We start from the raw sequence: 21655 nt of genomic DNA, 5'->3' as shown, positions 1-21655 counted from the left end.
CGGAACGCAGTTACAGTAAATCTACCACCGTCTCCAAGCCGATGCCACGGGATCCTTTGATTAATACATGGCTGTTGCGGATGGGGTGATCGGTGAGCCACTGCACCAGGGCGCTCTTCTCGGCGAAATAGCGGAAGTCAGGGTTTACTTCGGCGGCGTAGCGCATTTCCTTTCCGCAGAGAAACACCTGCTCAAAGTTCTGTTGGTTCAGTTGCTCACCCAAGGCACGGTGCTCGGACTCTGATTCCTGCCCCAATTCCAGCATGTCGCCTAAAATCACCACTTTGGACCCACCGGCCATTTGCCCGAAATTGGAAACCGATAAGCCCATAGAACTGGGGTTGGCGTTGTAGGCATCCAGCAGAATGGTGTTGGTGTCTTTCTGCACTATCTGCGACCGGTTGTTGGTAGGCACGTACCCGGCAATGGCGGCGTTAATGTTTTCGTGTTGCACCCCAAAAAACTGCCCAATGCACGCGGCGGCGGCCATGTTCTCAAAGTTGTAAGAGCCCATCAGGTGCGTGTGCACTTCCTCGCCGTTGGCGGCGCGGTAGATGACCTGCGGGGCGGCTTGCAGCAGCTCGGCGGTATAATCGTCTTGTGGTCCGTAGTAGGTGACTTTGTTTCCAATTCTGCGTACCATGCGCATGAGGTGTTCGTTAGAAGTATTCACGAAGACGGTGCCGTTGGCTTTGTCCAGGTGCAGGTACAGTTCGCTCTTGGTGCGGGCCACGCCTTCCAGGCTGCCAAAGCCTTCTAAGTGCGCTTTGCCAATGTTGGTGATGATGCCGTGGGTAGGCAGCGCGTAAGAGCAAAGCTCGGCGATGTCGCCGGGGTGGTTGGCACCCATCTCAATGATGGCTAGTTCGTGTTCCGGCTGGATGCTGAGCAAGGTGAGCGGCACTCCAATGTGGTTGTTCAGGTTGCCTTTGGTGCAGAGCACGTTGAATTTCTGGCTGAGCACCGCGTTGATAAGCTCTTTGGTAGTGGTTTTGCCGTTACTGCCCGTAATGCCGATGAACGGAATGTTCAGCTGCAAGCGGTGGTGAAGCGCCAATGTCTGCAGGGCCTTCAAGGTGTCTTCTACCTGGATGATGTTGGGGCCGGTGACGCTGGGGTCTTGCACCACGGCATAGCGGGCGCCTTTTTCCAGGGCAGTTTGGGCAAACTGGCTTCCTTTGAAATTGGGGCCGTCTAACGCAAAAAAGAGGGTATTATCTTGTTCTGCCCGGGAATCGGTGCTTACTTTCCGGCATTCCAGGTATTTCTGATACAGGTGCTCCACTAGCTCCGCCATAGAAAAGAGTTGTTTTTACGTCTAGGATACGAATAAATGAACAGAGCATTAAAGGTACTAGCCTTTTTCTTAAGTTGGCTCATTGGCGGGGCGCAAACTGCCGGGGCGCAGAACCCCGTCCGGATGCAGGAGGTTACCGGTCCACCGGTGCAGAACGCAACTGGCCAATCGCTGGGACTGGCCTGGGCCGGAGGGTTCAACAGTCCGCAGTTCTCGGCCATTGACCTGAACCAGGACGGGCAGCAGGATTTGTTTGTCTTTGATCGAAGCTCACAGCGCATTGCCACGTTTCTGGCGGTGCAAACCAACGGCGTCTGGGGCTACCAGCATGCGCCGCAGTATGAGAACTCCTTCCCCAAAGAGATACGGTTCTTCGCCTTGTTGCGAGATTTCAACTGTGACGGCGCCCCCGATTTGTTCACCGCCTCTAACCAGGGAATGGTGGTGTACACCAATACTTCCTCGGCGAGCAGCGGCATCCGGTTCAATCTCACACACCCAACCCTATATTTCAACACCGATGCCAATTTGCTGGTGGGCTCAGAAGACATGCCTGCCATTGTAGACATGGACAACGACGGCGACCTGGACATCCTCTCCTGGGAATGGTCTAACGGCACCACGCTGGAATATTTCCGGAACGAGCGGGTAGAACGGGGCCTCGCCTGCAACACGCTTACGTTTACCCGCGCCTCTACCTTCTGGGGCCAGGTAACCCGCTGCGTAGGCACTTGTAACAGCTACAAGTTCAATGAAAACTGCCCCTCTACCCACCACATTGGCGGGTCTAGTGTGCTGCCCTTAGATTTGAATGCCGATGGAGTGCTTGATCTGCTTGCCGGCCACGACGATTGCCCTGATTTGGCCAGCTTGTACAACACCGGTACTAACCTGCAGCCCAAAATCACCCGCGCTGAGTATAACTGGCCGCCCAACATCTCGGGCCCGCAGTTCAGTGTTTTCCCAGCCGCCTACTACCTGGATGTCACTTTTGACGGAGTCCCCGATTTAGTGGTGGCCCCTAATATGACCTCCAACTCGCACCAGAACGTGAATTTAAAGAACTCGGTGTGGGTGTATGCCAATACCGGTACTGCGGCCCAACCCGTTTTTGCGGGTCAGAAGCAGCCTTTCCTGCAAAATCTGATGCTGGACGTGGGTGAAGGGGCCGCTCCGGCTTTGGGAAATCTCACCGGAAACGAAGCGCTGGATCTGCTGGTGGGAAACGCCGCCGTGCTGGAAAACGGCCGCTATACCGCCTCCCTCGCGTTGTTCCAAAACATCGGCACCTCCGCTGAGGCACGTTTTGAAGCCGTAGATACAGACTATCTTGGGCTTGCCGCTTCAGGCCTGCTTTCCTTAAAACCGCAGCTTTTGGATGTCAACGCCGATGGCAAAACAGACCTTGCCTGGAGTGCCTACCGGGCCACGGGCAATACCGTTGAGTTCAAGTATGTGTTGAATGAAGCCGCAGCGGGGCAGCCAGCCTCCTTTACCTTGGCCAATGCCGTCACGGTGCCGGGTATTCTGCTGTTCAGGGGAGACACGCCGTACCTCTACGATGTAGACAAAGACGGCAGCATAGATGTGCTGATTGGCCGTTCCTCGGGTGGGCTAACGTATTACCGCAACACTGGCACCAGTACCAACCCCACCTGGAACCTGGTGTCGGAGGCTTTTGGCGGACTGGCCGCGAACGTAGAGCGCCGCCGGCTGCAGGTCACCGTCGCTGATGTAAACCAAGACCAGCAACCTGACTTACTGGCGACAGATGACAGCGGCAAGCTACGGGTGTTTTCTGGTTTTCAGGCCCATCTTTCCGGCACGTTCCCGGTAGAGGAAGAAAACCTCCTGTGGCAACCTTTCACCCAGCAATATGGCCCCGCAAACTTTGGGGCAGGAATGGTGCTCTCCATTGCCAACCTGAACGGGAATGCGATGCCTGAGATTTTAGTGGGAACGCATGCCGGGGGAGTACGCTTCCTGAAAACCATCTCTGAGCCGCTTGGTGTGGAGAATCCTGCAGAAGAACTTTCTGAAGTCAAACTTTTCCCTAACCCTGCTGATAAAGTAGTTCAGTTGTTGACCAAGAAAGCGGCTACTTACCAGTTGCACAATGTGGCCGGTAAGTTACTAAGCCAAGGAAAAACAGTGGCAGGGGAAAAGAAAACCATCTCCACCGCCGCTCTTCCTTCCGGGATGTATCTGCTCAAGGTACAAACTGCAGAGGGAAATTTTGTGACCCACAAGCTGGTGGTACGGCATTAAAAGCAGCGGAGGTTTATAGGCTGTTTTCTCAAAACCAGCCTATAAACCTCCGCTTTTCTATCTCCATGCATGAGAGCATGATCTGCCGTTTGCAACTCATGCTCTCAATCATTCAATCAAACTTCAATTGTAAACGCATCAGCATCAATATCCCAAGGCAGCTTGTGGCGGGTTTCTTCCAGGTGCTGGCGTGATAGGGTAATGGTGGAAACCGCTTCTTCGTGTTCATGGTGCACCAGTTCCTCGCCCAGAAGGTTGTAAGCCGCTGAGTCGCCGGAATAGGCGTGGCCTTTGGCATCAGTGCCTACGCGGTTCACTCCAATACAGTAGGCTAGGTTCTCAATGGCACGGGCTCTGAGCAACGTTCTCCAAGCCAGGCGGCGGCGATCAGGCCAACTGGCGATGTAGATGAGCACGTCATAGGAAATGGGCGTGTTACGGGACCACACTGGGAACCTTAAATCATAGCACACCAGCGGGCAGATGTTCCAGCCGTTCAGGTCTACAATCAGTTTCTGGTTGCCTGGTGTATAAGCTTCGCACTCGCCGGCCATCCGGAAAAGGTGTCGTTTGTCATAGTGCGCGTAGGTGCCATCGGGGCGCATCCAGATGATACGGTTGTAATAGTGGCCGTTCTCGTGGATGATCAAACTGCCCATCACCACGGCGTTCCGCTCCTGGGCCATTTGCCGCATCCAGGCCACAGATTCGCCGGCCATTTCCTCGGCCAAGGTGGGAGCGTCCATGCTGAAACCGGTGGTGAACATCTCGGGCAAAACAATCAGATCAGTCTCGGGAAGCTGTTGAATTTTCTCCTGGAACTTCGCCCGGTTGGCGGCGGCATCGTGCCAGACAAGATCTAACTGAAGAAGGGAAACGCGCAGATCAGACATCTGTAAAAGTAGAAATTACGAGTTAGAAAGTAGAAATTGAGGCAGGAGGCCCTGCTTTTTAGCGTGCAGGAGAACTTCTCAGCGCCTAACACGATAAAAGTACTCACTTCTGTTTACACCAAACAATCCCCCATGGAGATTCAAAAGAAAAAGATTGCCATTGACATGGACGAGGTCATGGCCGACCCCATTGAGAAATTCATCAGACTGTACAACCGCGACTGTGCCTTAGAGCTGTCGTTGGAAGCCCTGCACGGAAAAGACATCCATGAGGTGGTGCCGCCCGAGCACTCCAGCAAGACCTGGGAATACATCAACGCCGAGGGCTTCTTTCGTGACCTAAACGTGATTCCGGACAGCCAGGAAGTCATCAAGGCGCTGTGCGAAAAATACGAGGTGTTTATTGTGAGCGCGGGCATGGAGTTCCGAAACTCACTTATTGATAAATTTGACTGGCTGCAGGACCATTTCCCGTTTATCAGCTGGCGCAATTATGTGCTCTGCGGAGACAAAAGCATTATTGGCGCCGACATCATGATTGACGACCGTCCCCGAAACCTGCGTACCTTCACTGGTGACCGAAAACTGCTCTTTACTTCGCCCCACAACGTGAACATCCACGAGTTTGAGCGCGTGAGCACCTGGAAAGAAGTGGCGGAAAAGCTGTTGTAAAAGCGTTTTGTTTCAAGCTCGTTTTCTTAAAGAAGGCTTTAGATACTATAAATAAAACAGGTGCAGACACTCGCTATGTCTGCACCTGTTTTATTTATAGCAATCAAGATTTAGGTGGAATGCGCAAGGGCAACCACAAGGGATTGCCCCTACAACTCAGGACTCTAGACCCAGAACTCAGGACTATAGTTTGCACAGCCTTTCTGCCGCTGCACGTAGGGTTTCTTCTTTCTTCGCGAAGCAGAACCGGATGACGCCATTGTCTACGGCCTTATGGTAGAATACGGAGATGGGAATGACCGCTACGCCGGCTTCTTTGGTGAGCCATTGGGAGAACTCCACGTCTGGTAGGTCAGAGATTTGGCTGTAGCGCGCTAATTGGAAGTAGGTGCCGGCGCAAGGCAGTAGCTCAAACTTGGAGGGCTGCAGCAAAGATGAGAACAGGTCTCGTTTCTGCTGATAGAAAGTAGGCAGTGTGAGGTAATGCTCCTGGTTGTCTAAGTAGGCGGCAATGGCGTGCTGCAGCGGGGTGGCCGTGCTAAAGGTGAGGTACTGGTGTACTTTCCGGAACTCGGTGGTCAACGCGGCGGGCGCGATGCAGTAGCCTACTTTCCAGCCAGTGGTGTGGTATGTTTTCCCGAAGGAGGAGACCACAAAGGCTCTCTCGGCCAAGGCCGGAACAGTGAGTACGCTGTGGTGGGGCTGATTGTCAAACACCATGTGCTCGTAGACCTCATCGCTGAGGATGAGGAACGGGTGTTTCTGGGTGAGACGGGTTAGTTCCTCCAGGTCTGTCTGCCTCCAAACGGCACCGCTGGGGTTGTGCGGCGAGTTGATGATGAGCAACCGTGTTTTCTCCGTCAGGTGATCTTCCACCTGCTGCCAATCCACGCTGAAGTCCGGGAAGCGCAGGGGCACGAACACCGGCACGCCGCCACTGAGCTCAATGGCGGGCACGTAGGAATCATAGCAGGGCTCCAGCACGATCACTTCATCGCCGGGTTGTACCACGGCGGCGATGGCGGCAAACAAGGCTTCGGTGGCGCCTGAGGTGACGGTTACTTCGGTGTCTGGATTGGGAAAATGGCCGTAAAGCTGCTGCGTCTTCTGGCTGATCTTTTGCCGCAGCAAAGGCAGGCCGGGGCTTGGTGCGTATTGGTTTAATCCGGAACGCATGGCCTCAGAAACAAGATCCACCAACTCCGGGGGGCAGTCAAAATCAGGAAACCCTTGGGATAGGTTGATGGCCCCGTGTTGCAGCGCCAGTTGACTCATGGTAGAGAAAATGGTGGTACCTACGCTGGGCAGTTTGCTTTGTATCTGAATGTGCATGCGTTCTAAACCTGTTTTGGTGAAAATAGGCAAAAAACACATTCGTCCTTTTACACATGCAATGTTGCCTGCACAATTTCCTGTAGCGTAGGAATTACCTCTCGCTCAAACCACGGGTGGCGTTTAAACCAGGCAATGTTTCGGGGCGAGGGGTGGGGCAGCGGCAGGTACGTAGGCAAGTAGTCCTGCCAGGCTTCCACGGTCTGGGTGAGAGTGGCTTTGGCGGCGTTGCCCAGGAACGCGCGTTGAGCGTAGGTGCCAATGAGCAGGGTGAGTTGGATGTTGGGTAGCAAAGGCAACAACTGCGGATGCCAGTGTTGGAAGCACTCGGGGCGGGGCGGAAGGTCGCCGGAAGGGCCGGTGCCCGGATAGCAGAAGGCGGTGGGCACAATGGCCACATTCGCCTCGTTGTAGAACTCATCGGGCGTGAGCCCCAACCAACTGCGCAGCCGTTTGCCGCTCTGGTCATCCCAGGGAATGCCGGAGGCGTGAACTTTGGTGCCGGGTGCCTGCCCCACAATCATGAGCCGTGCCGAAGTAGCTGCCCGCAGCACGGGTCTGGGGCCATGCGGCAGGTGGGCGGCGCATAGCTGGCAAGCTCTGATCTGGGGCAGTAATTCTTCTAACATAAGTAAGCCAATCTGTTTAGCGGCAAATTTCTGAAAAACAGCGCAAAAGTGGCGGTAAAAAAGAAGCCGGTTCCTTTTGGGCACCGGCTTCATAAATCTAAATAGAAATGTTTCTACGCTTCTGGGTAACCATCGGCAGAGACCTCATCCTCCGGAAATGCCTGGAGAAGTAAATAGGAGGCCACTACGCTGGTAACGGCAATGGCAATCAAGAGGGCTCTCATGGGTTCAGCTTTTAAAGGAACCCTTGATTAGTAATGCCGCGGATTGTTGCCCCGGTTGTAACGTGAGTTGTCATCGTCCCCAGAGTCGGTTTCATCTGACCAACGCGGTCCTCTCTCGGTGCCGCGGTCGTGGCGGGAGCGGTACTCATAGTCATGGCGGTTGCTGTCATGGTCGTGACGGTTGTGGTCGTCGTCATGGCGGTCAGAGTTGCGGTTAAACAGGTTCTGCACGCCATGTTTCATGGTGTTCCAGGCATCACGTACGCCTTCGCCCATCTCGCCGGTGATATCACCTTTGTCACGGTCTACGCGGCGGCCGCTGTTGTCTGTGTAGCGCTGCTCCTCGTACCAGGCGTGGTTTCCACTGCCATAGCGGTAGTCATCGTCTTTGTAGCGGCTGCGGGAACCTGGGTATTCATGGTACGGATTGCTGTCTGGGCGAGGCAGTTCTTCGCGCACGCCCCGTGAGTCCATGTAGCCACCGCGGTAGTAGTTCTCGTTGGAGTCATCCATGCGGCGCTGGGCAGAGATTCTGTCATCTGAGTGCACCCGGTTCTGGGCATGTCCATAGGAGTCCTGGCGGGCAGAGTAGTTACCCCGGCCATCTCCGTGGTTTGAGTACTGGGAATTCTGCTGATTCTGCTGAGAACGGTCGTTCCGGAAGGCAGGGCCATCCTGGCGTCTTTCTTCATGGTGCGTGCTGTTGCCGCGGCCATCGCCGTAGTTTAGGCTGTTGGGGTTGCGGTACGCGCTGTACTCGCGGTCGCCGTAGTGCTTGCTTATGCTGGCACCGCGGTCAGCGTTGGAGTTGCGCTGGTGAGAGTCTTCGGGGAAGTGACTTCTCTGCTGGTTGCTTGGGCCAGTGTGGAAGTTGTTTCCGTTGTCCCAGTGGTTGTCATGTGAGCGGTGAGTAGGTTGGTTACGCTGTTGATCGCGGTTATACAATTCACGACCAATTCTGTGGTTTTCTGCGTCTCCTTCCTGACCTGCCGGATTGAAACGGTTCCTTTGATTATCGTTCATGATGCTATCGGTTAAATGTCACAAGTAATGCCCCTCTTGCAGCGAGGAGTTTGTAGGTATGTGTACGATAGCGTTAGCAGAGGGTTAAGTCAAAGGGATTGCTTGAGCCGTATTTTTACGGTGGCCTCTACGGGAAAGCAACCCTGTGGATAACCTTTGCAGAGGAAACGAGTAAGTGGGGATGATCAATTTTTAGCGTACTTTCTATGAAACAATACTTACCTCTTTTGGGTGTTTTCTTGTTGTTCTTCCTGGTGATCTCTGGGTTTGCGTATGGCCAGCCTAAGCAAATGAAGGCTGATTCTGCGGGGCAACCGGCAGCTGTCACGCTCACTACCAATACCGGCGTGAACATGCGATAAAAGGGCTTCTTCGGCTTTCATCCTACTTTTGGTAAAATACTCCTGAAGCACCAAGCTATATGTAAAGGGCGGCCTTGTTCATGACAAGGCCGCCCTTTTATGCTTTGCACGGATGCTGTTTCTTATTGGAAATGCTGGCTTAGGATCTCGCGCACATGCGCTTCTTCCAACGGTTTGGAGATATGCTGCTCCACTGCGCTGTATTTCTTTAATTTCTCTAAATCATAGAAACTGGCGGAAGAGGTTAGCATCATCACCAGAATGCATTTCTGGGTGGCCTCAGGCAGTTGGTGGTACTGGTCCAGGAACTCAAAACCATCCATCACGGGCATCTTAATGTCCAGGAACATGAGGTCTGGCAGAGCCTGATTATTGGCAATAGCTCCCTTCAGAAATCTAAGCGCCTCTTCCCCGTTGGTGGCCACTTCAATGCGCTCTGCAATCTGCATGCGGGTGAGCAGCCGTTTGTTCAGGAAATTGGTGGTTTCGTCATCGTCTACTAACAAAATCAGGTTTAACCTTTTCATAGGACAAATATAGAAGCGCTTCTTTTAGTTAAGCGTGGTTTTTAAAATAAATTGTAAAGGTGGTGCCCTGGTTTAGATGGCTTTCTACCTCAATGCGACCCCCGTTTTTCTGCACGATACGGTTAAGAATGTAAAGGCCCAATCCTGAGCCTTCTACGTGGTTATGGAACCGCTTAAACATCTGGAACATCTTGGTGCCATATTTCTCCAGGTCCATGCCCAGGCCGTTGTCCTGAATGGTAAGCACGGTGAAGTCTTGCTGCTTGTACGTTTGCAGGTGCACTTGAGGTACACGGTCTGGCGCACGGTATTTCGCGGCGTTGCTGATAAGGTTGTAGAAGATGCTTTTCAGGTTCACGCGGGAGTACAGGAGCGAGGGAGCCTGCTCAAAGTCACAGGTGATACGCGCCCCCGTGCTCTGGATCAAGTCTTGAATGCTGAGTTTTACCTCGTCTACCAGTTCTGTCAGCTTTATTTCCTCCTGGTGGGCATCAATCTCCTTCTGCACCTTCACAATCTCAGACAAGTCTGAAATGGTGGCGTTGATTTGCTTCAGAGACCGGTTGAACATGTTGATGAGCAATTGGGCATCGGGGTCCTGGAAGGTGGCGGTCTTGATCAACTCTTGGAAGATGCTGGCCATGTTGATGATGGGCAGCTTCAGGTCATGGGAGGCGGTGTAGACAAAGCTGTCCAGGTCCTCGTTGATGCTGCGGAGCTCGCGGTTGGTTTGCTCCATCAGTTCTTCATTGCGTTTTTGGTCTTCTATCTCGGTACAGGTGCCAAACCATTTCACAATGGTGCCTTCCTGGTCGCGGAGCGGAAGAGCGCGGCCCAAAAACCAGCGCCACTCGCCGTCGGAGGCTCGCTTGAACCGGTACTCTACCTCGTAGGGTTCACCGGTGCGCAAAGAATGACGCCAACGGGCGAAGGACCGTTCCTGGTCATCTGGGTGCAGCAGGTTATTCCACATGTGGGTGCCTTTGCTGGCCTCCAGATCATAGCCGGTGTATTCAATCCATTGTTTGTTGAAATAGTCGTGGAAACCTTCGGGATCAGTAGTCCAGACCAATTGGGGCATGCTGTCGGCCAGGAACTGGAAGTTCTGTGTGCTTTCCTGCAGGTCCAGCAGCATTTGTTTCTGGTCCTGGATGTCGGTGTGAGAACCTACCCACATGGTGATGGTGCCTTCCTCATCGCGCATGGGTACGCCGCGTACCAGAAACCAGCGGTACTCTTTGGTCTCTTTGGTGCGCCAGCGGTTTTCCACCATGAACGTTTCGCCGGTTCTAAGGGATTGGTTCCACTGGGTATGGGTCATGGAAAGGTCATCTGGGTGGATAAAGTATTCCCAACCCAGCTCATTCAGTTCTTCCTGCGTGGTGCCCAGGTAATCGTACCACTGCTGGCTGTAATATTCCACATACCCGTCTGGCCTGGCCGTGAAGGTCATGTGAGGCAGGGCGTCTAAAATCTTGAGGGTGCGCTCATGCGAGACTTTCAGTTCCTGGGCCAGTTTAAGGGCTTTTTCCTGAATACGCACCTGCTCAGTTACCTCCACTATCAAGATAATGATGCCTTCTACGGCTTCATGCTCATCTAAAAGAGGCTGGTACATGAAGTTGAAGTAGCCCAACTCCAACTCCCCGTTTCCTTTGCGGTCCAGGTAAGCAGGGGTTTCAGTGCCTAGATGGGGTTCTTTGGTGACGTACACTCTCTCCACAATATCAAAGAAGCCCTGTTCCTCCAGTTCGGGAAGAGCTTGCCGGAACGGCTTACCCACCGTATCACGGCCTCCTATCAGTTGCTTAAACTGCGGAGTGACGAAGTCCACGATCCATTCTGGGCCTTTCAGGACGGCGAACTGAACCGGTGACTGAGACAACATGCGCTGCACGTACTCATCGCGCTCTTTCAGCTTAGACTGGATATCTTTCTGGTCCTGAATGTTGGTGTCTACCCCAATCCAGGCGCTTATGGTGCCGTCTTCATGTTTTAGGGGCGTGGCCCGCATGGTAAACCAATGGTACTTTCCGTCTGAGGCTCTCTTCAGTCTGGCCTCGTTCACGTACTCTTGACCTGTGCTTAAAGCCTGGCTCCATTTGTAAAAGGTGGAGGCCAGGTCTTCTGGATGCACAATGTTGTCCCAACCCTCGTCAGGGCCGGTGTTGCCGGTGTACTGGTACCAAGCTTTGTTGAAATAGTAGATGTACCCATCAGCACGAGCCACCCAGGCGATCTCCGGGATGCCCTCCAATAGCGCACGCACGTGCTGTTCGCTCGCCTTCAGTTGGGAGGCGTATTTGTTTTTCTCGGTCAGGTCCAGCATGGCCCCAATCATGCGCAAGGGCTTGCCATCGGTATCCCGGGAAATGAGGCCGCGGTCTAGGATCTCGGCATAGGTGCCATCAGCTTTCCTGAACCGGTATTCGTCCTGCCAGGTGGTGCCGCCGTTGTCAATAACGTCATGGATGCCGTCTACCACGCGTTGGGCGTCTTCCGGATGGATACGCCCGTACCAGGAGTTGATGTCATGCTCAATGTCTTCCTGTTTGTACCCAAAGGTGATTTTGAACCCGTCATTCCACCAGATATGGTCATTGGTCAAATCCCAGTCCCAGATCACGTCGTTGGTGGCTTTGGCGATGAGCTCAAACCGCTCAAGGTTCTCTTTGGCCAGGCGGGTGCGGCTTTCCTGGAAATCGGCGTCTACCATGGTGCCCATCATGCGGTACGGCTCGCCGGCTTGGTCATACAGGATGAAACCATGGTCAATGACGCGGGTGTACGTGCCGTCTGCTTTCCTGAACCGGTAGGTGCCCGTCCAGACCTTTTCCTTCCGCTGGATGATTTTTTTTAGACTCAGCTTAATGATCTCGTAATCCTCGGGGTGGACTTTCAGGTCCCAGGAATTAGGGGTTTCACCTTCTTCTGAGGTAGGGTAGCCGAAAGCCTGTTCAAAGTTTTTGCTCCAGTAGAATTTCTTGCTCTCCACATCATAGTCCCAGGAAACTCCGCCCGAGACTTCGGCAAGGGCCAATAAACTGTTGTGGGCGCTCTCAGAGGTGTTTTTCTCTCGCTGCTCGTGGGTAACATCCACTACGTTGTGGATGAGGTAGAGGACCTCGCCAGAGGAATCCAGCACGGGTGTATTGAGAGGTTGCCAGTACTTTTCCTCAAACCCGTCGACCCCGTCAGCAGACACCGTGACATCGTACCGTTGCACGTCCATTTTGTGCAGCTGCTTATGGTCGCGGGCGTACTCCAGAGACTGACGAAGGTTCAAGACTCCGTTAACCTCGGGGGCATTGGGGTTGTCTGGGAATACCTCAAAGACGTGCCGGCCAATGATAGATCGGTCTTTGAAGGTGGAGGTGAGGTAAGCGTCGCTGGCTTCTAAGATGGTGAGATCAGGTGACAGAATAAGGTATAACCCTGGTAAGGCACGCAATATAGGCAATAGCTCCAGGGGAGCCACAGAATCAGGAGAAGACATCATACGGTGTGCTACTATGGCGGGTAGCCGAAAACTAAATAGATACCAAACAGCGGCAAAACAAAATTGTTCTGCCTTTTTAAGCTGCTTGGGGGCTGTTTTCCTTAAAACAGCCCCCAAGCAGCCTTATGCCTGCAGTTGCTCAAAAATGCCCTTGGCTTCGTCCAGCGTAGACACATCCTCTACAATCACAATCAGCTTGTCTTTGGCTTCTTTCAGTCTGGACCGGCGGGAGTGTTGCTGCACGTACTGCAAAATACGGCTAAATGTTTCAGAGTGAAAAAAGGTCTCATTGTTCTGGCTGGGGATGTAGCCTTTGAGGGTGTCTTTCTTGAGCGTAAGTTTCTCAAAACCTAAGTGGCAGGCTTCCCAGCGCATTTTTACAATGGACACCAACTGCTGTACTTCGGGCGGCATAGGCCCAAAACGGTCTACCATGCCCTCTACCAATTTCTCCAGGCTCTCCAGGTCTTTCACGCTGTCCAGCTTGCTGTACATCTGCAGACGCTCAGAGATATTGCTGATATAGGTGTCTGGGATGAGGATTTCCAGGTCGGTTTCCACGGAGCATTCGCGCACCGGTTCTACCAGGTTTTCCAGTTCCAGGTCTTTGAAGAACAGGTCACGGAACTCGGTTTCCTTTAGTTCCTGCACCGCCTCATCTAGGATCTGGTGGTAGGCCTCAAATCCCAGGTCATTAATGAAGCCGCTCTGCTCGCCGCCCAGCATGTTCCCCGCACCGCGGATGTCCAGGTCGCGCATGGCAATCTTGAAGCCTTCGCCCAGATCAGAGAATTCCTCCAGGGTGCTGAGGCGCTTGCGGGCATCAGACGGTAGTCCGGATACCGGCGGGGTCAACAGGTAGCAATACGCTTTCTTATTAGACCGGCCCACGCGGCCGCGCATCTGGTGCAGGTCACTCAAGCCAAACATATGTGCCCGGTTGATGATGATGGTGTTGGCGTTAGGAATGTCCAGCCCGCTTTCAATGATGTTGGTACTCACCAGCACATCATAGTGGCCTTCCACGAAGCGCATCATGCGTTTCTCCAGTTCCTCGGGGTCCATCTGGCCGTGGGCGTACGTTACCTTGGCATCCGGTACCTGGCGCAAAATGAGATTGGCCATTTCCTCGATGTCTGAGATACGGTTGTGCACAAAGAATACCTGGCCTTTGCGTTTCAGCTCATAAGACACCGCGTCTCTGATAAGGGCATCGTCAAAGACGTGCAGTTCCGTTTGCACCGGTTGCCGGTTAGGCGGCGGCGTGGCAATCACGGAGAGGTCACGGGCGCCCATCAACGAGAAGTGCAGCGTGCGCGGGATTGGCGTGGCCGTAAGCGTGAGCGTATCCACATTCACCTTGATTTCCTTGAGCCGGTCCTTTGTTTTAACACCGAATTTCTGTTCCTCGTCAATAATCAGGAGGCCCAGGTTCTTGAACTTAACGTCTTTGCTGGCGAGGCGGTGCGTGCCAATCAAAATATCAGTTTTGCCGTCTGCCACGCGGGCCAGGGTTTCTTTTATCTGTTTCGTGGTCTTAAACCGGTTAATGTACTCCACGTTCACCGGAAAGGCTTCCAGACGGTCTCTAAAGGTTTTGTAGTGCTGCATGGCCAGGATGGTGGTAGGCACCAACACCGCCACTTGCTTCCCGTCACAGGCGGCTTTGAACGCCGCCCGAATAGCCACCTCCGTCTTCCCGAAGCCCACGTCGCCGCAGACTAGCCGGTCCATGGGGTGGGGCAGTTCCATATCATTTTTTACATCTTCGGTGGCCTTGCCCTGGTCTGGGGTGTCTTCGTAAATAAACGAAGATTCCAGCTCGGCCTGCAGGAAACCGTCGCGGGAGAAGGCGTAACCCGGGGCTTTTTTGCGTTTGGCGTACAAAGAGATGAGCTCGGCGGCAATGTCTTTGACTTTGCTTTTGACCCGCTTCTTCTTGTTTTCCCACTCCTGCGAGCCCAGTTTGCTCATGGTAGGCGGCGTGCCTTCCTTGCCGGTGTACTTAGAGATTTTATGCAGCGAGTGAATGCTCACGTACAGCAAATCATCGTCGCGGTACACCAACCGGATGGCTTCCTGCATGCGGCCGCCCACCTCTACTTTCTCCAGCCCCGCAAACCGCCCGATACCGTAGTCCATGTGGGTCACGTAATCGCCGGGCTTGAGCGTGCGGAGTTCTTTGAGGGTAAGCGCCTTGGATTTGGAATAGCCTTCGCGGGTTTTGTGCTTGTAGAAACGTTCAAACAGCTGGTGGTCTGTGTAGCACACCAGTTTGACTAAATCGTCCACAAAGCCCTCGCGCAAGGCCAGCATTAGGTGATGGAAGCGCACGTCATGGTCCAGTTCATCAAAGATGGTGGTGAGGCGGTCAGCCTGGCGCGGCGACTCGGCAGCGATAACGTTCACGTACCCGTTGCTTTGGTTCTCGTGCAGATTGGCCACCAGCCGTTGGAAGTCTTTGTTGAACGACGGCTGCGGATGCGCCTGGAACTGCACCACCTCGGCGTTCCGGAAATTGAACCGTTTGCCAAACTCCACCAGGGTGAACGTTTCCAGGGTCTTTTTGAAAGACTTGCCTGATTCAAACAAATCCTCGGGGTTGGAAACGATCTGGACCCCCGCGCTGTGCTCCAGCATTTCTTTGAACGCCTGCTCGGCTTTCTCATAAGACTCGGTGACCACCTCCACGGAATGGCGGTAGTCTTTGACCCAAATGATGCTGTTTTCGGGAATAAAGTCCAGAAACGACTCGCGGGTTTCCTGCAGGAGTTTGGTCTGCACGTTAGGAATGATGGAGATCTGCTTTTTCTGCTCTACCGAAAGCTGGGTGTTAGGGTCAAACGTCCGGATACTCTCGATCTCGTCACCGAACAGCTCCAGACGGAACGGTAATTCATTGGCGTACGAGAACACGTCCACGATGCCCCCGCGCACGGCAAATTGACCGGCCTCGTATACGAAATCGGTGCGCTCAAAGTCATAACTGGCCAGCATCTCCGTCAGGAAATTTACGTCCAGTTTCTCACCCACCTTCGCGCCCAGCGTGTTCGCCACCAATGACTTCTTGTTGATCACCTTCTCGGTGAGGGCCTCGGGGTAAGTCACGATCAAAGCTCCCGCACCCGCCCGGTTGTTCAGGCGGTTGAGCACCTCGGCGCGCAGCAGGATGTTGGCGTTCTCGGTGGCGTCAAACTGGTAGGCGCGCTTGTACGAGCTGGGGAAGAGCAGCACTTCCTGACCTTCTTCCAGCAGGTTAGAAAGGTCGCTGTAAAAGTACGCGGCCTCCTCGCGGTCATGCAGGATGAACAGGTGCGTGTTGGGCTGCATGGTTTGCAAAGCAGACGCCACTACGGCATCCAGGCTGCCCACCAGCCCTTTCAATTGTATATGTTGAGGTTCAGGAGTCTGCAGACGTTGGGCCACAGTTTGCACCACGGGGTCCTGCCGGTACAGCTCCAAAAATTGAGTTGCTTTCAAGGGTAAATCTTTTCTAGAAAATCAGGGGCAAAGCTAGCTATTCTTGCCGGTTAAGGAAACGAAGAGCAAGAGTGCTTAGTTGCCTCCCAGCCTGAAGGTACAGGCCTATCTATCAACAACATTTTAGGCGTATTTTCTCCAAAACGGGCAAAAAAGGAGATAAAAGTGGCCTCGTTTAAACCGAAGGTAATTTGTGTTCGCTGCAAAATATATACTCTAAATGCCTTACTTTTGGCACCGCATTCCACCCGAAGCCTAACCTCTGTATATGGAATTCTTTGATTATTTCGTCAACATCCCTGAGAACATTGTGATTGTTTCTCCTGAATTCAAGATTCTGGCTGCCACAGACCGGTACCTGAAAACCACTATGCGCAGAAGGGAAGAAATAATAGGGAAAGTCTTTTTGAAGGAGGTGTACCAAGACCCTGCAGTCTCTTTTGAAGAAAACCCGGTAATCATCTCCATCCGGAAAGCCTTGGAAACCAAGAAAGTGGATTACCTGGATGTGCTCAGATACGATCTGGAAAAGCCGGTAGAGGAAGGCGGTGGCTACGATACCCGCTACTGGGAGGCCTCGCACACCCCGGTGCTGGATGAGGCTGGCGACGTACGGTTCGTGATCCAGAACACTTCTGACGTTACGGAGCGCGAACTGGCCAAGCAAGCCCGCAAAGCCAGCGAGGAGAAGTTTAAGTTCCTGACCGATGCTGTGCCGCAGTTGATCCATACCGCTGAACCGAACGGCGCCTGCACGTACGTGAACCAGCGTTGGCTGGACTATACCGGCCAACCGTTTGAGGAGTTCATGGGCAACAGCTGGCAGAAGGTGATCCATCCAGAGGATATTTACCGGGTTACCAACCGCCAGAAAGAAGCCATCTACGCTGAAACCGAGTTCCAGGCCGAGTTGCGCATCAGGGGCAAAGACGGAAGCTACCGCTGGTATCTGGTAAGAAGCCTGCCCATGAAAGATGAGCAAGGCAACGTGATCATGCGCGTGGGTAGCGCCAATGACATCCACAGCACTAAACTGATGGTGCAGGAGATCCTGGAATCCAATGAGCAAATGTCGGCCTTGTCTGACCAGGTGCAGCAAGCGTTCCAGAAAGCCGAGGACCAGCGTTTGACCTTGGAGCGCCTCATTATGCAGGCCCCCGCCATTTTCGCCATCCTGAAAGGAGAAGAGCACCGGTTTGAACTGGTGAACCCGCAATATCAGCAACTGATGCCTGGCAGAGAACTTACCGGAAAAACGGTGAAGGAGGCAGTGCCTGAGGTAGTAGAGCAAGGATTCCTTCAGATCCTGGACAATGTCTTTAATACGGGTACTCCTTTTGTGGCCGAAGAGATTGGGGTGGAACTGGACTGGGACAGCAACGGGCAAACTGAGAAACGCTTCTTTACCACTACCTACCAGCCCCTTATTGAAGCAGACCAGGTAACCGGTATCATTGTATTCGGGTATAATGTCACTGATAAAGTAAAGTTAAGACAAGAGTTGGAAACACTCAGAAAAGGGTAATCCCTTAATTGAGGTTTAGAACTATCTATAAAAGTAGTTTTGCTGCAAATGAATCAAGCGCAGGTAGATTTCCAACAATTACGGATTAAGCATATTCTGTTTAAGTCAAAAGTGCGTTCTGTGCTTTACGGCGGCACGCATGATGCTGACTTTTTTTCGCGTAATGGACCCATCAACATCTGGTTTAACTCTGTGGGGTTCTCCAGATACAGAAACGTTTCAGAAATGCTGGAACTGAAACAAGTGCAACAAGACCTAAGCTCCGCCGCCGATTCTTTGTTTAGCCTCTATGAGCGCGGAAAAATAGACGAGGCACAGAACGGGCTTGTCAAGATTGAGAAATTGTCTGGCCAATTCCTGGAACTACTTTCCAGATTAGAGGGTAAACTAGCGGCGTAGACGATACCATTAGATATAAAAGCAAAGAGCGCTGTACCGGGTGGTACAGCGCTCTTTGCTTTTATAGAAATAGGCGTCCTGAAATTGTTTGGTTTGACAAGGGTTATTCTTCCTCCTTCAGCTTCCCTTCCATCTTCTTTTTGAATTTCTCCACCTTTGGCGTAGAGACCGCGCGCATGTACGGGTTGTTGGGGTTGTTGCGGTAGAAGTCCTGGTGCTCTGCCTCAGCGGGGTAGAATTCTTTCAGAGGGGCTACTTCGGTCACAATAGGAGCCTGGAACGCGCGGGCGCCATTCAGTTTCTTGATGTACGCGTCTATCTGCGCCTTTTCCTCAGGGGTACGGTAGAAGATAGCGGAACGGTACTGGGTTCCCACATCAGGGCCTTGACGGTTGAGGGTGGTAGGGTCATGGGCGGCAAAGAAAGCTTCCAACAGAGTCTGGTACGAGATTACGGTAGGGTCATAGGAGATTTGAACCGCCTCGGCGTGGCCGGTAAGTCCGGTGCTTACCTGTTCATACGTAGGGTTCTTGGTCGCGCCCCCGGTATAGCCAGACACCACGGCGTATACGCCCTTCAGTTTTTCGGCGGCCTCCTCGGTGCACCAGAAACATCCGCCCGCAAACGTGGCCAGGGCAAGGCTGTCTGGGGTGGCTTCAACCTGCTGCGAGGTGGCTTTAGCAGAGGTAGCGGCTGGTTTCTCTTTCCGGCTTTGGGCGCAGGAAGTAAACCCCAGTAAAAAGAGGAGGGCAAAGAGAGAAAGTCTCATAGAAGTCAAACGAACGGGTAGATGCATGAATGTAAAACCGTAAAGGTAGGGCATAAGTTTCGGGAGAGGAGGGAGGCGAGGCGAAGGTAACTTTTTAGGGCATGCCCGGTACAAAGAGAGGTAAACCAACCATTTCTAAAACTATGTCAGAATCAGCGAAAACCACCACCGACCACGATACCATCCGGAAATGGGTAGAAAGCCACAAAGGAAAACCGGCCACCGTGAAAGGAACCGGCAAGGGAGAGGAAGCAGGCTTGCTGCGCATTAACTTCCCGGGCTACGCCGAAGATAACCTGGAAGATATCAGTTGGGAGGAGTTCTTTGAGAAATTTGAGGAGAAGAAACTTGCCTTCCTGTACCAGGATGAGAAAGACAGCCGCTTCTCAAAGCTTATCAATCGGGAGAAATAAACCATTTAGGTTTAACCTTTGCCGCCCCGTTTCTGGGCTGTTTGTTTGAAAACAGCCCAGAAACGGGGTTTTCTTTTGCGGTGAATAAAAAGTGAGAAATATCATCCTTATTTATTTGGACTAATTCTAAACTGAAGCTAAATTTGTAATGTTCCTTTTGAGCAGATCACTAGCATTGCTTTATGCCAACCCCCCAGAACCTACAAGAGCTATTCCGGACCATTTACGGCGCTGTTTACCAGTGTAACCGCTACAACTGTTTTTTTGTGGAGTTTGCCGGTGGCATGTCGGCGTTCAAGGTGAAAGACTTTCTGGACCTGAAGCAGCACGTAGACGCCATCAACGTGGAGGAAATGGTGAAAGACCCTTCCCGCGCTTCTGATGTGCATGTGCTCATGCCTTACCGCTCTGAGCGCTGCTTTGTACTGACCCTCACCGATGTGCTGCATTTCCAGGAGTTGCTGCAAGGTGCCCGGGCTATGATGGCGTTGAACAGCATCCTATACGAGTGCCTGTACGCACCGGCGGTGTACTAATCTTCCTTCGCGTTTTCGGCTTTCCTTTTTCAAAAGCCTTCCGTTTTCTCCTATCCCGTTTAAAGTCTGGTTTCCTGAATTTAGACTGAATCTGTATTACCTGAAATGGGTGTTTCTGAAGAACCAATAATCGCTTTTGCCGGTATATTTGAGTTTAAGCGCTTGTCCTAAGCAAGCCTGTTAACAGAGACACTTACCATGAAAGATTTATTGAGACTGCGTACCTCTCTTTCAGAAGAAATAGAAACGCTCTTGAACGAACAGATAAAAGTAGAGGCCCATTCATCGGCGACGTATTTGGCTATGTCCTCCTGGTGCAACCGTCAGGGCTTTGACTACAGCGCAGATTACTTCATGAAACAATCACACGAGGAGCGCGAGCACATGCTCAAGCTGTTCAACTTCGTGAGCGATTTAGGTGGGCATTCCATTTCACCGGAGGTGGTTAATGTTCCGCAGGAGTTTGACTCGTTCCGTGATGTATTTGAGAAGGCGCTGCAGCAGGAGATCTTCGTGACCCAGCAGTTCAACCGCCTGGCCGACCAGTGTATGAAATCAAGGGACTACATGACGTTCCAGTTTCTGCAGTGGTTCCTGAAAGAGCAGGTAGAAGAGGAATATGTGGCCCGTCGCGCCCTGGAGCTATTTGACGTGATTGGCGAGGAAGGTACCGGCCGTTGGGAGATTGACAAAAACGTGCGTAAAATCAAATATGACAACGACGGCGAATAGCCTTCTTCACGGGCTTTCCGTGTAAAAGAAAAACCCCTCAAGCCCGTAAGCCTGAGGGGTTTTTTGTTTGCCTTTGCTTTTAAGTGCCTAGAATCTGTTCCCTGAACACCTGCATAATCTGAGGCTCGGTCATGTCATGCAGCCAGATGTTCTGCGGCTGTATGCTAAAGATAGGGCCGTGCTTGCAGCGGTCGGTGCAGTCGGTTTTAATGATTTCCACTTCTTCTTTCAGGCCCGCCATCTTTATTTGGTCGCGCATGTTCTTGCGGATCTCCTTGCCGCCGCGTTTCTGGCATTTCCCGCTGCCGCAGGCATAGATGACCTGGCGTGGGGTAGTTGGGTATTTACTCATAACTGCTAACGTGCTTCTGGTCTGTTGTACGGGCTGTGGCCATAATGGCTGCCTTGCTGCTGCGAAACCTGCAATCTCAACCCTTGAATCTCCTGCATCCCCTTTAAAGCCTTTTTCTGAAAACCGGCTCCAAAGCAGATGCAGGATTGTTCTAGATGCTACTCTTCGTACGCATTCCGCTGGCGTTGCGCTTTAAAAATCTGCCAGATGTACAGCATAATTCCTAAGGCCAGGGAGGCATAGATGGCATACGTGAGCGGACCGCTGTTTTCCTTCTCCACAATGTCTTTTCCTCTGAAAAAGGTGATCTTCTTGGCCGGAGCAGTTAACCCATAAAGCCGCCGAACGCCGCCATTTTCCAGAACGTCTTCCCGGTCACTGTACTCCACCCGCAGGCGATCGCCGGGTTTTATAGCTGATTTGAAAGAAGTAGTATCAAAATTGGCTTCTTCCTGGGTAGAGAGTTCAAAGCGTTCGGCAAATTCTTTAAGCCAGATGCCGTAATCTCTTTCCCCTTCGGGGGTTTTCTTGAATGAATAATTGATGAAGGTTCCTTCTTTCACCACCAGATCCTGCTCCCGCTTTACCTCCTGGGTAAGGCTTTTGAAAATCAAGAGTCCTAATCCTAGAATAATCAAGAGAATGGCTGGCATAAACTGCCCCGAAATGGGCAAAGGGAAAGTAGGAACGCCTAAGGTGCGTCTACCGCGTTTTGACATAATG

General features: G+C 52.6%; 19 protein-coding genes. 8 read left to right on the top strand and 11 right to left on the bottom strand.

From position 1 onward, the window contains the following. Positions 1-10: 10 nt before the first annotated feature. Positions 11-1297: a UDP-N-acetylmuramoyl-tripeptide--D-alanyl-D-alanine ligase gene (locus ACW9SV_RS04180; protein WP_479555481.1), complete on the bottom strand. Its 1287-nt coding sequence runs from the start codon at positions 1295-1297 to the stop codon at positions 11-13. 36 nt (positions 1298-1333) lie between these two features. Between ACW9SV_RS04180 and ACW9SV_RS04175 the strand changes: the two genes are divergently transcribed. Next, positions 1334-3565, top strand: a complete 2232-nt coding sequence (locus tag ACW9SV_RS04175) for a T9SS type A sorting domain-containing protein (RefSeq protein ID WP_479555480.1) — start codon at positions 1334-1336, stop codon at positions 3563-3565. A gap of 116 nt (positions 3566-3681) precedes the next feature. On the opposite strand, the gene ACW9SV_RS04170 is transcribed toward ACW9SV_RS04175, so the two are convergent. Then, complete coding sequence (locus ACW9SV_RS04170) at positions 3682-4458, bottom strand: amidohydrolase (RefSeq protein ID WP_479555479.1); 777 nt, start codon at positions 4456-4458, stop codon at positions 3682-3684. Between the two features lie 132 nt (positions 4459-4590). On the opposite strand from ACW9SV_RS04170, the gene ACW9SV_RS04165 reads away from it, so the two are divergent. Further along, positions 4591-5130, top strand: a complete 540-nt coding sequence (locus ACW9SV_RS04165) for a 5' nucleotidase, NT5C type (RefSeq protein WP_479555478.1) — start codon at positions 4591-4593, stop codon at positions 5128-5130. 183 nt (positions 5131-5313) lie between these two features. Here the strand turns inward: ACW9SV_RS04165 and ACW9SV_RS04160 are convergent, their stop codons facing one another. From ACW9SV_RS04160 to ACW9SV_RS04150, 3 genes are all read right to left on the bottom strand, one after another. Next, on the bottom strand, positions 5314-6462 hold the full coding sequence (locus ACW9SV_RS04160) for a pyridoxal phosphate-dependent aminotransferase (RefSeq protein WP_479555477.1): 1149 nt from the start codon (positions 6460-6462) through the stop codon (positions 5314-5316). 50 nt (positions 6463-6512) lie between these two features. Further along, positions 6513-7091, bottom strand: a complete 579-nt coding sequence (locus ACW9SV_RS04155; RefSeq protein WP_479555476.1) for a uracil-DNA glycosylase family protein — start codon at positions 7089-7091, stop codon at positions 6513-6515. Positions 7092-7342: 251 nt separating this feature from the next. Beyond that, positions 7343-8338, bottom strand: a complete 996-nt coding sequence (locus tag ACW9SV_RS04150; RefSeq protein ID WP_479555475.1) for a hypothetical protein — start codon at positions 8336-8338, stop codon at positions 7343-7345. Positions 8339-8544: 206 nt separating this feature from the next. Here ACW9SV_RS04150 and ACW9SV_RS04145 point away from each other — a divergent pair, with 206 nt between their 5' ends. Then, positions 8545-8700, top strand: coding sequence for a hypothetical protein (locus ACW9SV_RS04145; RefSeq protein WP_479555474.1), 156 nt, complete (start codon positions 8545-8547; stop codon positions 8698-8700). A gap of 122 nt (positions 8701-8822) precedes the next feature. Here ACW9SV_RS04145 and ACW9SV_RS04140 read toward each other — a convergent pair whose 3' ends face one another. From ACW9SV_RS04140 to mfd, 3 genes are all read right to left on the bottom strand, one after another. Continuing rightward, positions 8823-9227 carry a response regulator gene (locus ACW9SV_RS04140; RefSeq protein WP_479555473.1) on the bottom strand — a complete coding sequence of 135 codons (405 nt, stop codon included), beginning with the start codon at positions 9225-9227 and terminating at the stop codon, positions 8823-8825. A 28-nt stretch (positions 9228-9255) separates the two neighbouring features. Continuing rightward, entirely contained in the window at positions 9256-12726 is a 3471-nt protein-coding gene (locus ACW9SV_RS04135) for a PAS domain-containing protein (protein ID WP_479555472.1), read from the bottom strand. A 123-nt stretch (positions 12727-12849) separates the two neighbouring features. Next, on the bottom strand, positions 12850-16206 hold the full coding sequence (gene mfd, locus ACW9SV_RS04130) for a transcription-repair coupling factor (protein WP_479555471.1): 3357 nt from the start codon (positions 16204-16206) through the stop codon (positions 12850-12852). A 268-nt stretch (positions 16207-16474) separates the two neighbouring features. Between mfd and ACW9SV_RS04125 the strand changes: the two genes are divergently transcribed. Both ACW9SV_RS04125 and ACW9SV_RS04120 read left to right on the top strand, forming a co-directional pair. Then, a complete protein-coding gene (locus ACW9SV_RS04125; RefSeq protein ID WP_479555470.1) occupies positions 16475-17731 on the top strand; it encodes a PAS domain-containing protein in 1257 nt (418 codons plus the stop codon). 48 nt (positions 17732-17779) lie between these two features. Beyond that, a complete protein-coding gene (locus ACW9SV_RS04120; RefSeq protein ID WP_479555469.1) occupies positions 17780-18130 on the top strand; it encodes a histidine kinase in 351 nt (116 codons plus the stop codon). 103 nt (positions 18131-18233) lie between these two features. On the opposite strand, the gene msrA is transcribed toward ACW9SV_RS04120, so the two are convergent. Further along, the gene (gene msrA, locus ACW9SV_RS04115) at positions 18234-18899 is read right to left on the bottom strand and encodes a peptide-methionine (S)-S-oxide reductase MsrA (protein WP_479555468.1); all 666 of its coding nucleotides are present in this window, start codon (positions 18897-18899) and stop codon (positions 18234-18236) included. A gap of 143 nt (positions 18900-19042) precedes the next feature. On the opposite strand from msrA, the gene ACW9SV_RS04110 reads away from it, so the two are divergent. From ACW9SV_RS04110 to ACW9SV_RS04100, 3 genes are all read left to right on the top strand, one after another. After that, positions 19043-19312 carry a hypothetical protein gene (locus tag ACW9SV_RS04110; protein ID WP_479555467.1) on the top strand — a complete coding sequence of 90 codons (270 nt, stop codon included), beginning with the start codon at positions 19043-19045 and terminating at the stop codon, positions 19310-19312. A 182-nt stretch (positions 19313-19494) separates the two neighbouring features. Continuing rightward, a complete protein-coding gene (locus ACW9SV_RS04105) occupies positions 19495-19848 on the top strand; it encodes a hypothetical protein (RefSeq protein ID WP_479555466.1) in 354 nt (117 codons plus the stop codon). A 198-nt stretch (positions 19849-20046) separates the two neighbouring features. After that, entirely contained in the window at positions 20047-20580 is a 534-nt protein-coding gene (locus tag ACW9SV_RS04100; RefSeq protein WP_479555465.1) for a ferritin, read from the top strand. A gap of 79 nt (positions 20581-20659) precedes the next feature. Here the strand turns inward: ACW9SV_RS04100 and ACW9SV_RS04095 are convergent, their stop codons facing one another. Both ACW9SV_RS04095 and ACW9SV_RS04090 read right to left on the bottom strand, forming a co-directional pair. Then, entirely contained in the window at positions 20660-20932 is a 273-nt protein-coding gene (locus ACW9SV_RS04095) for a (2Fe-2S) ferredoxin domain-containing protein (RefSeq protein ID WP_479555464.1), read from the bottom strand. A 158-nt stretch (positions 20933-21090) separates the two neighbouring features. Further along, the gene (locus ACW9SV_RS04090) at positions 21091-21651 is read right to left on the bottom strand and encodes a hypothetical protein (protein WP_479555463.1); all 561 of its coding nucleotides are present in this window, start codon (positions 21649-21651) and stop codon (positions 21091-21093) included. Positions 21652-21655 lie beyond the last annotated feature (4 nt).

The sequence above is a fragment of the Rufibacter sp. JT20002 genome, from assembly GCF_056491185.1.
This window is presented reverse-complemented; position numbering and strand designations above follow the sequence as displayed.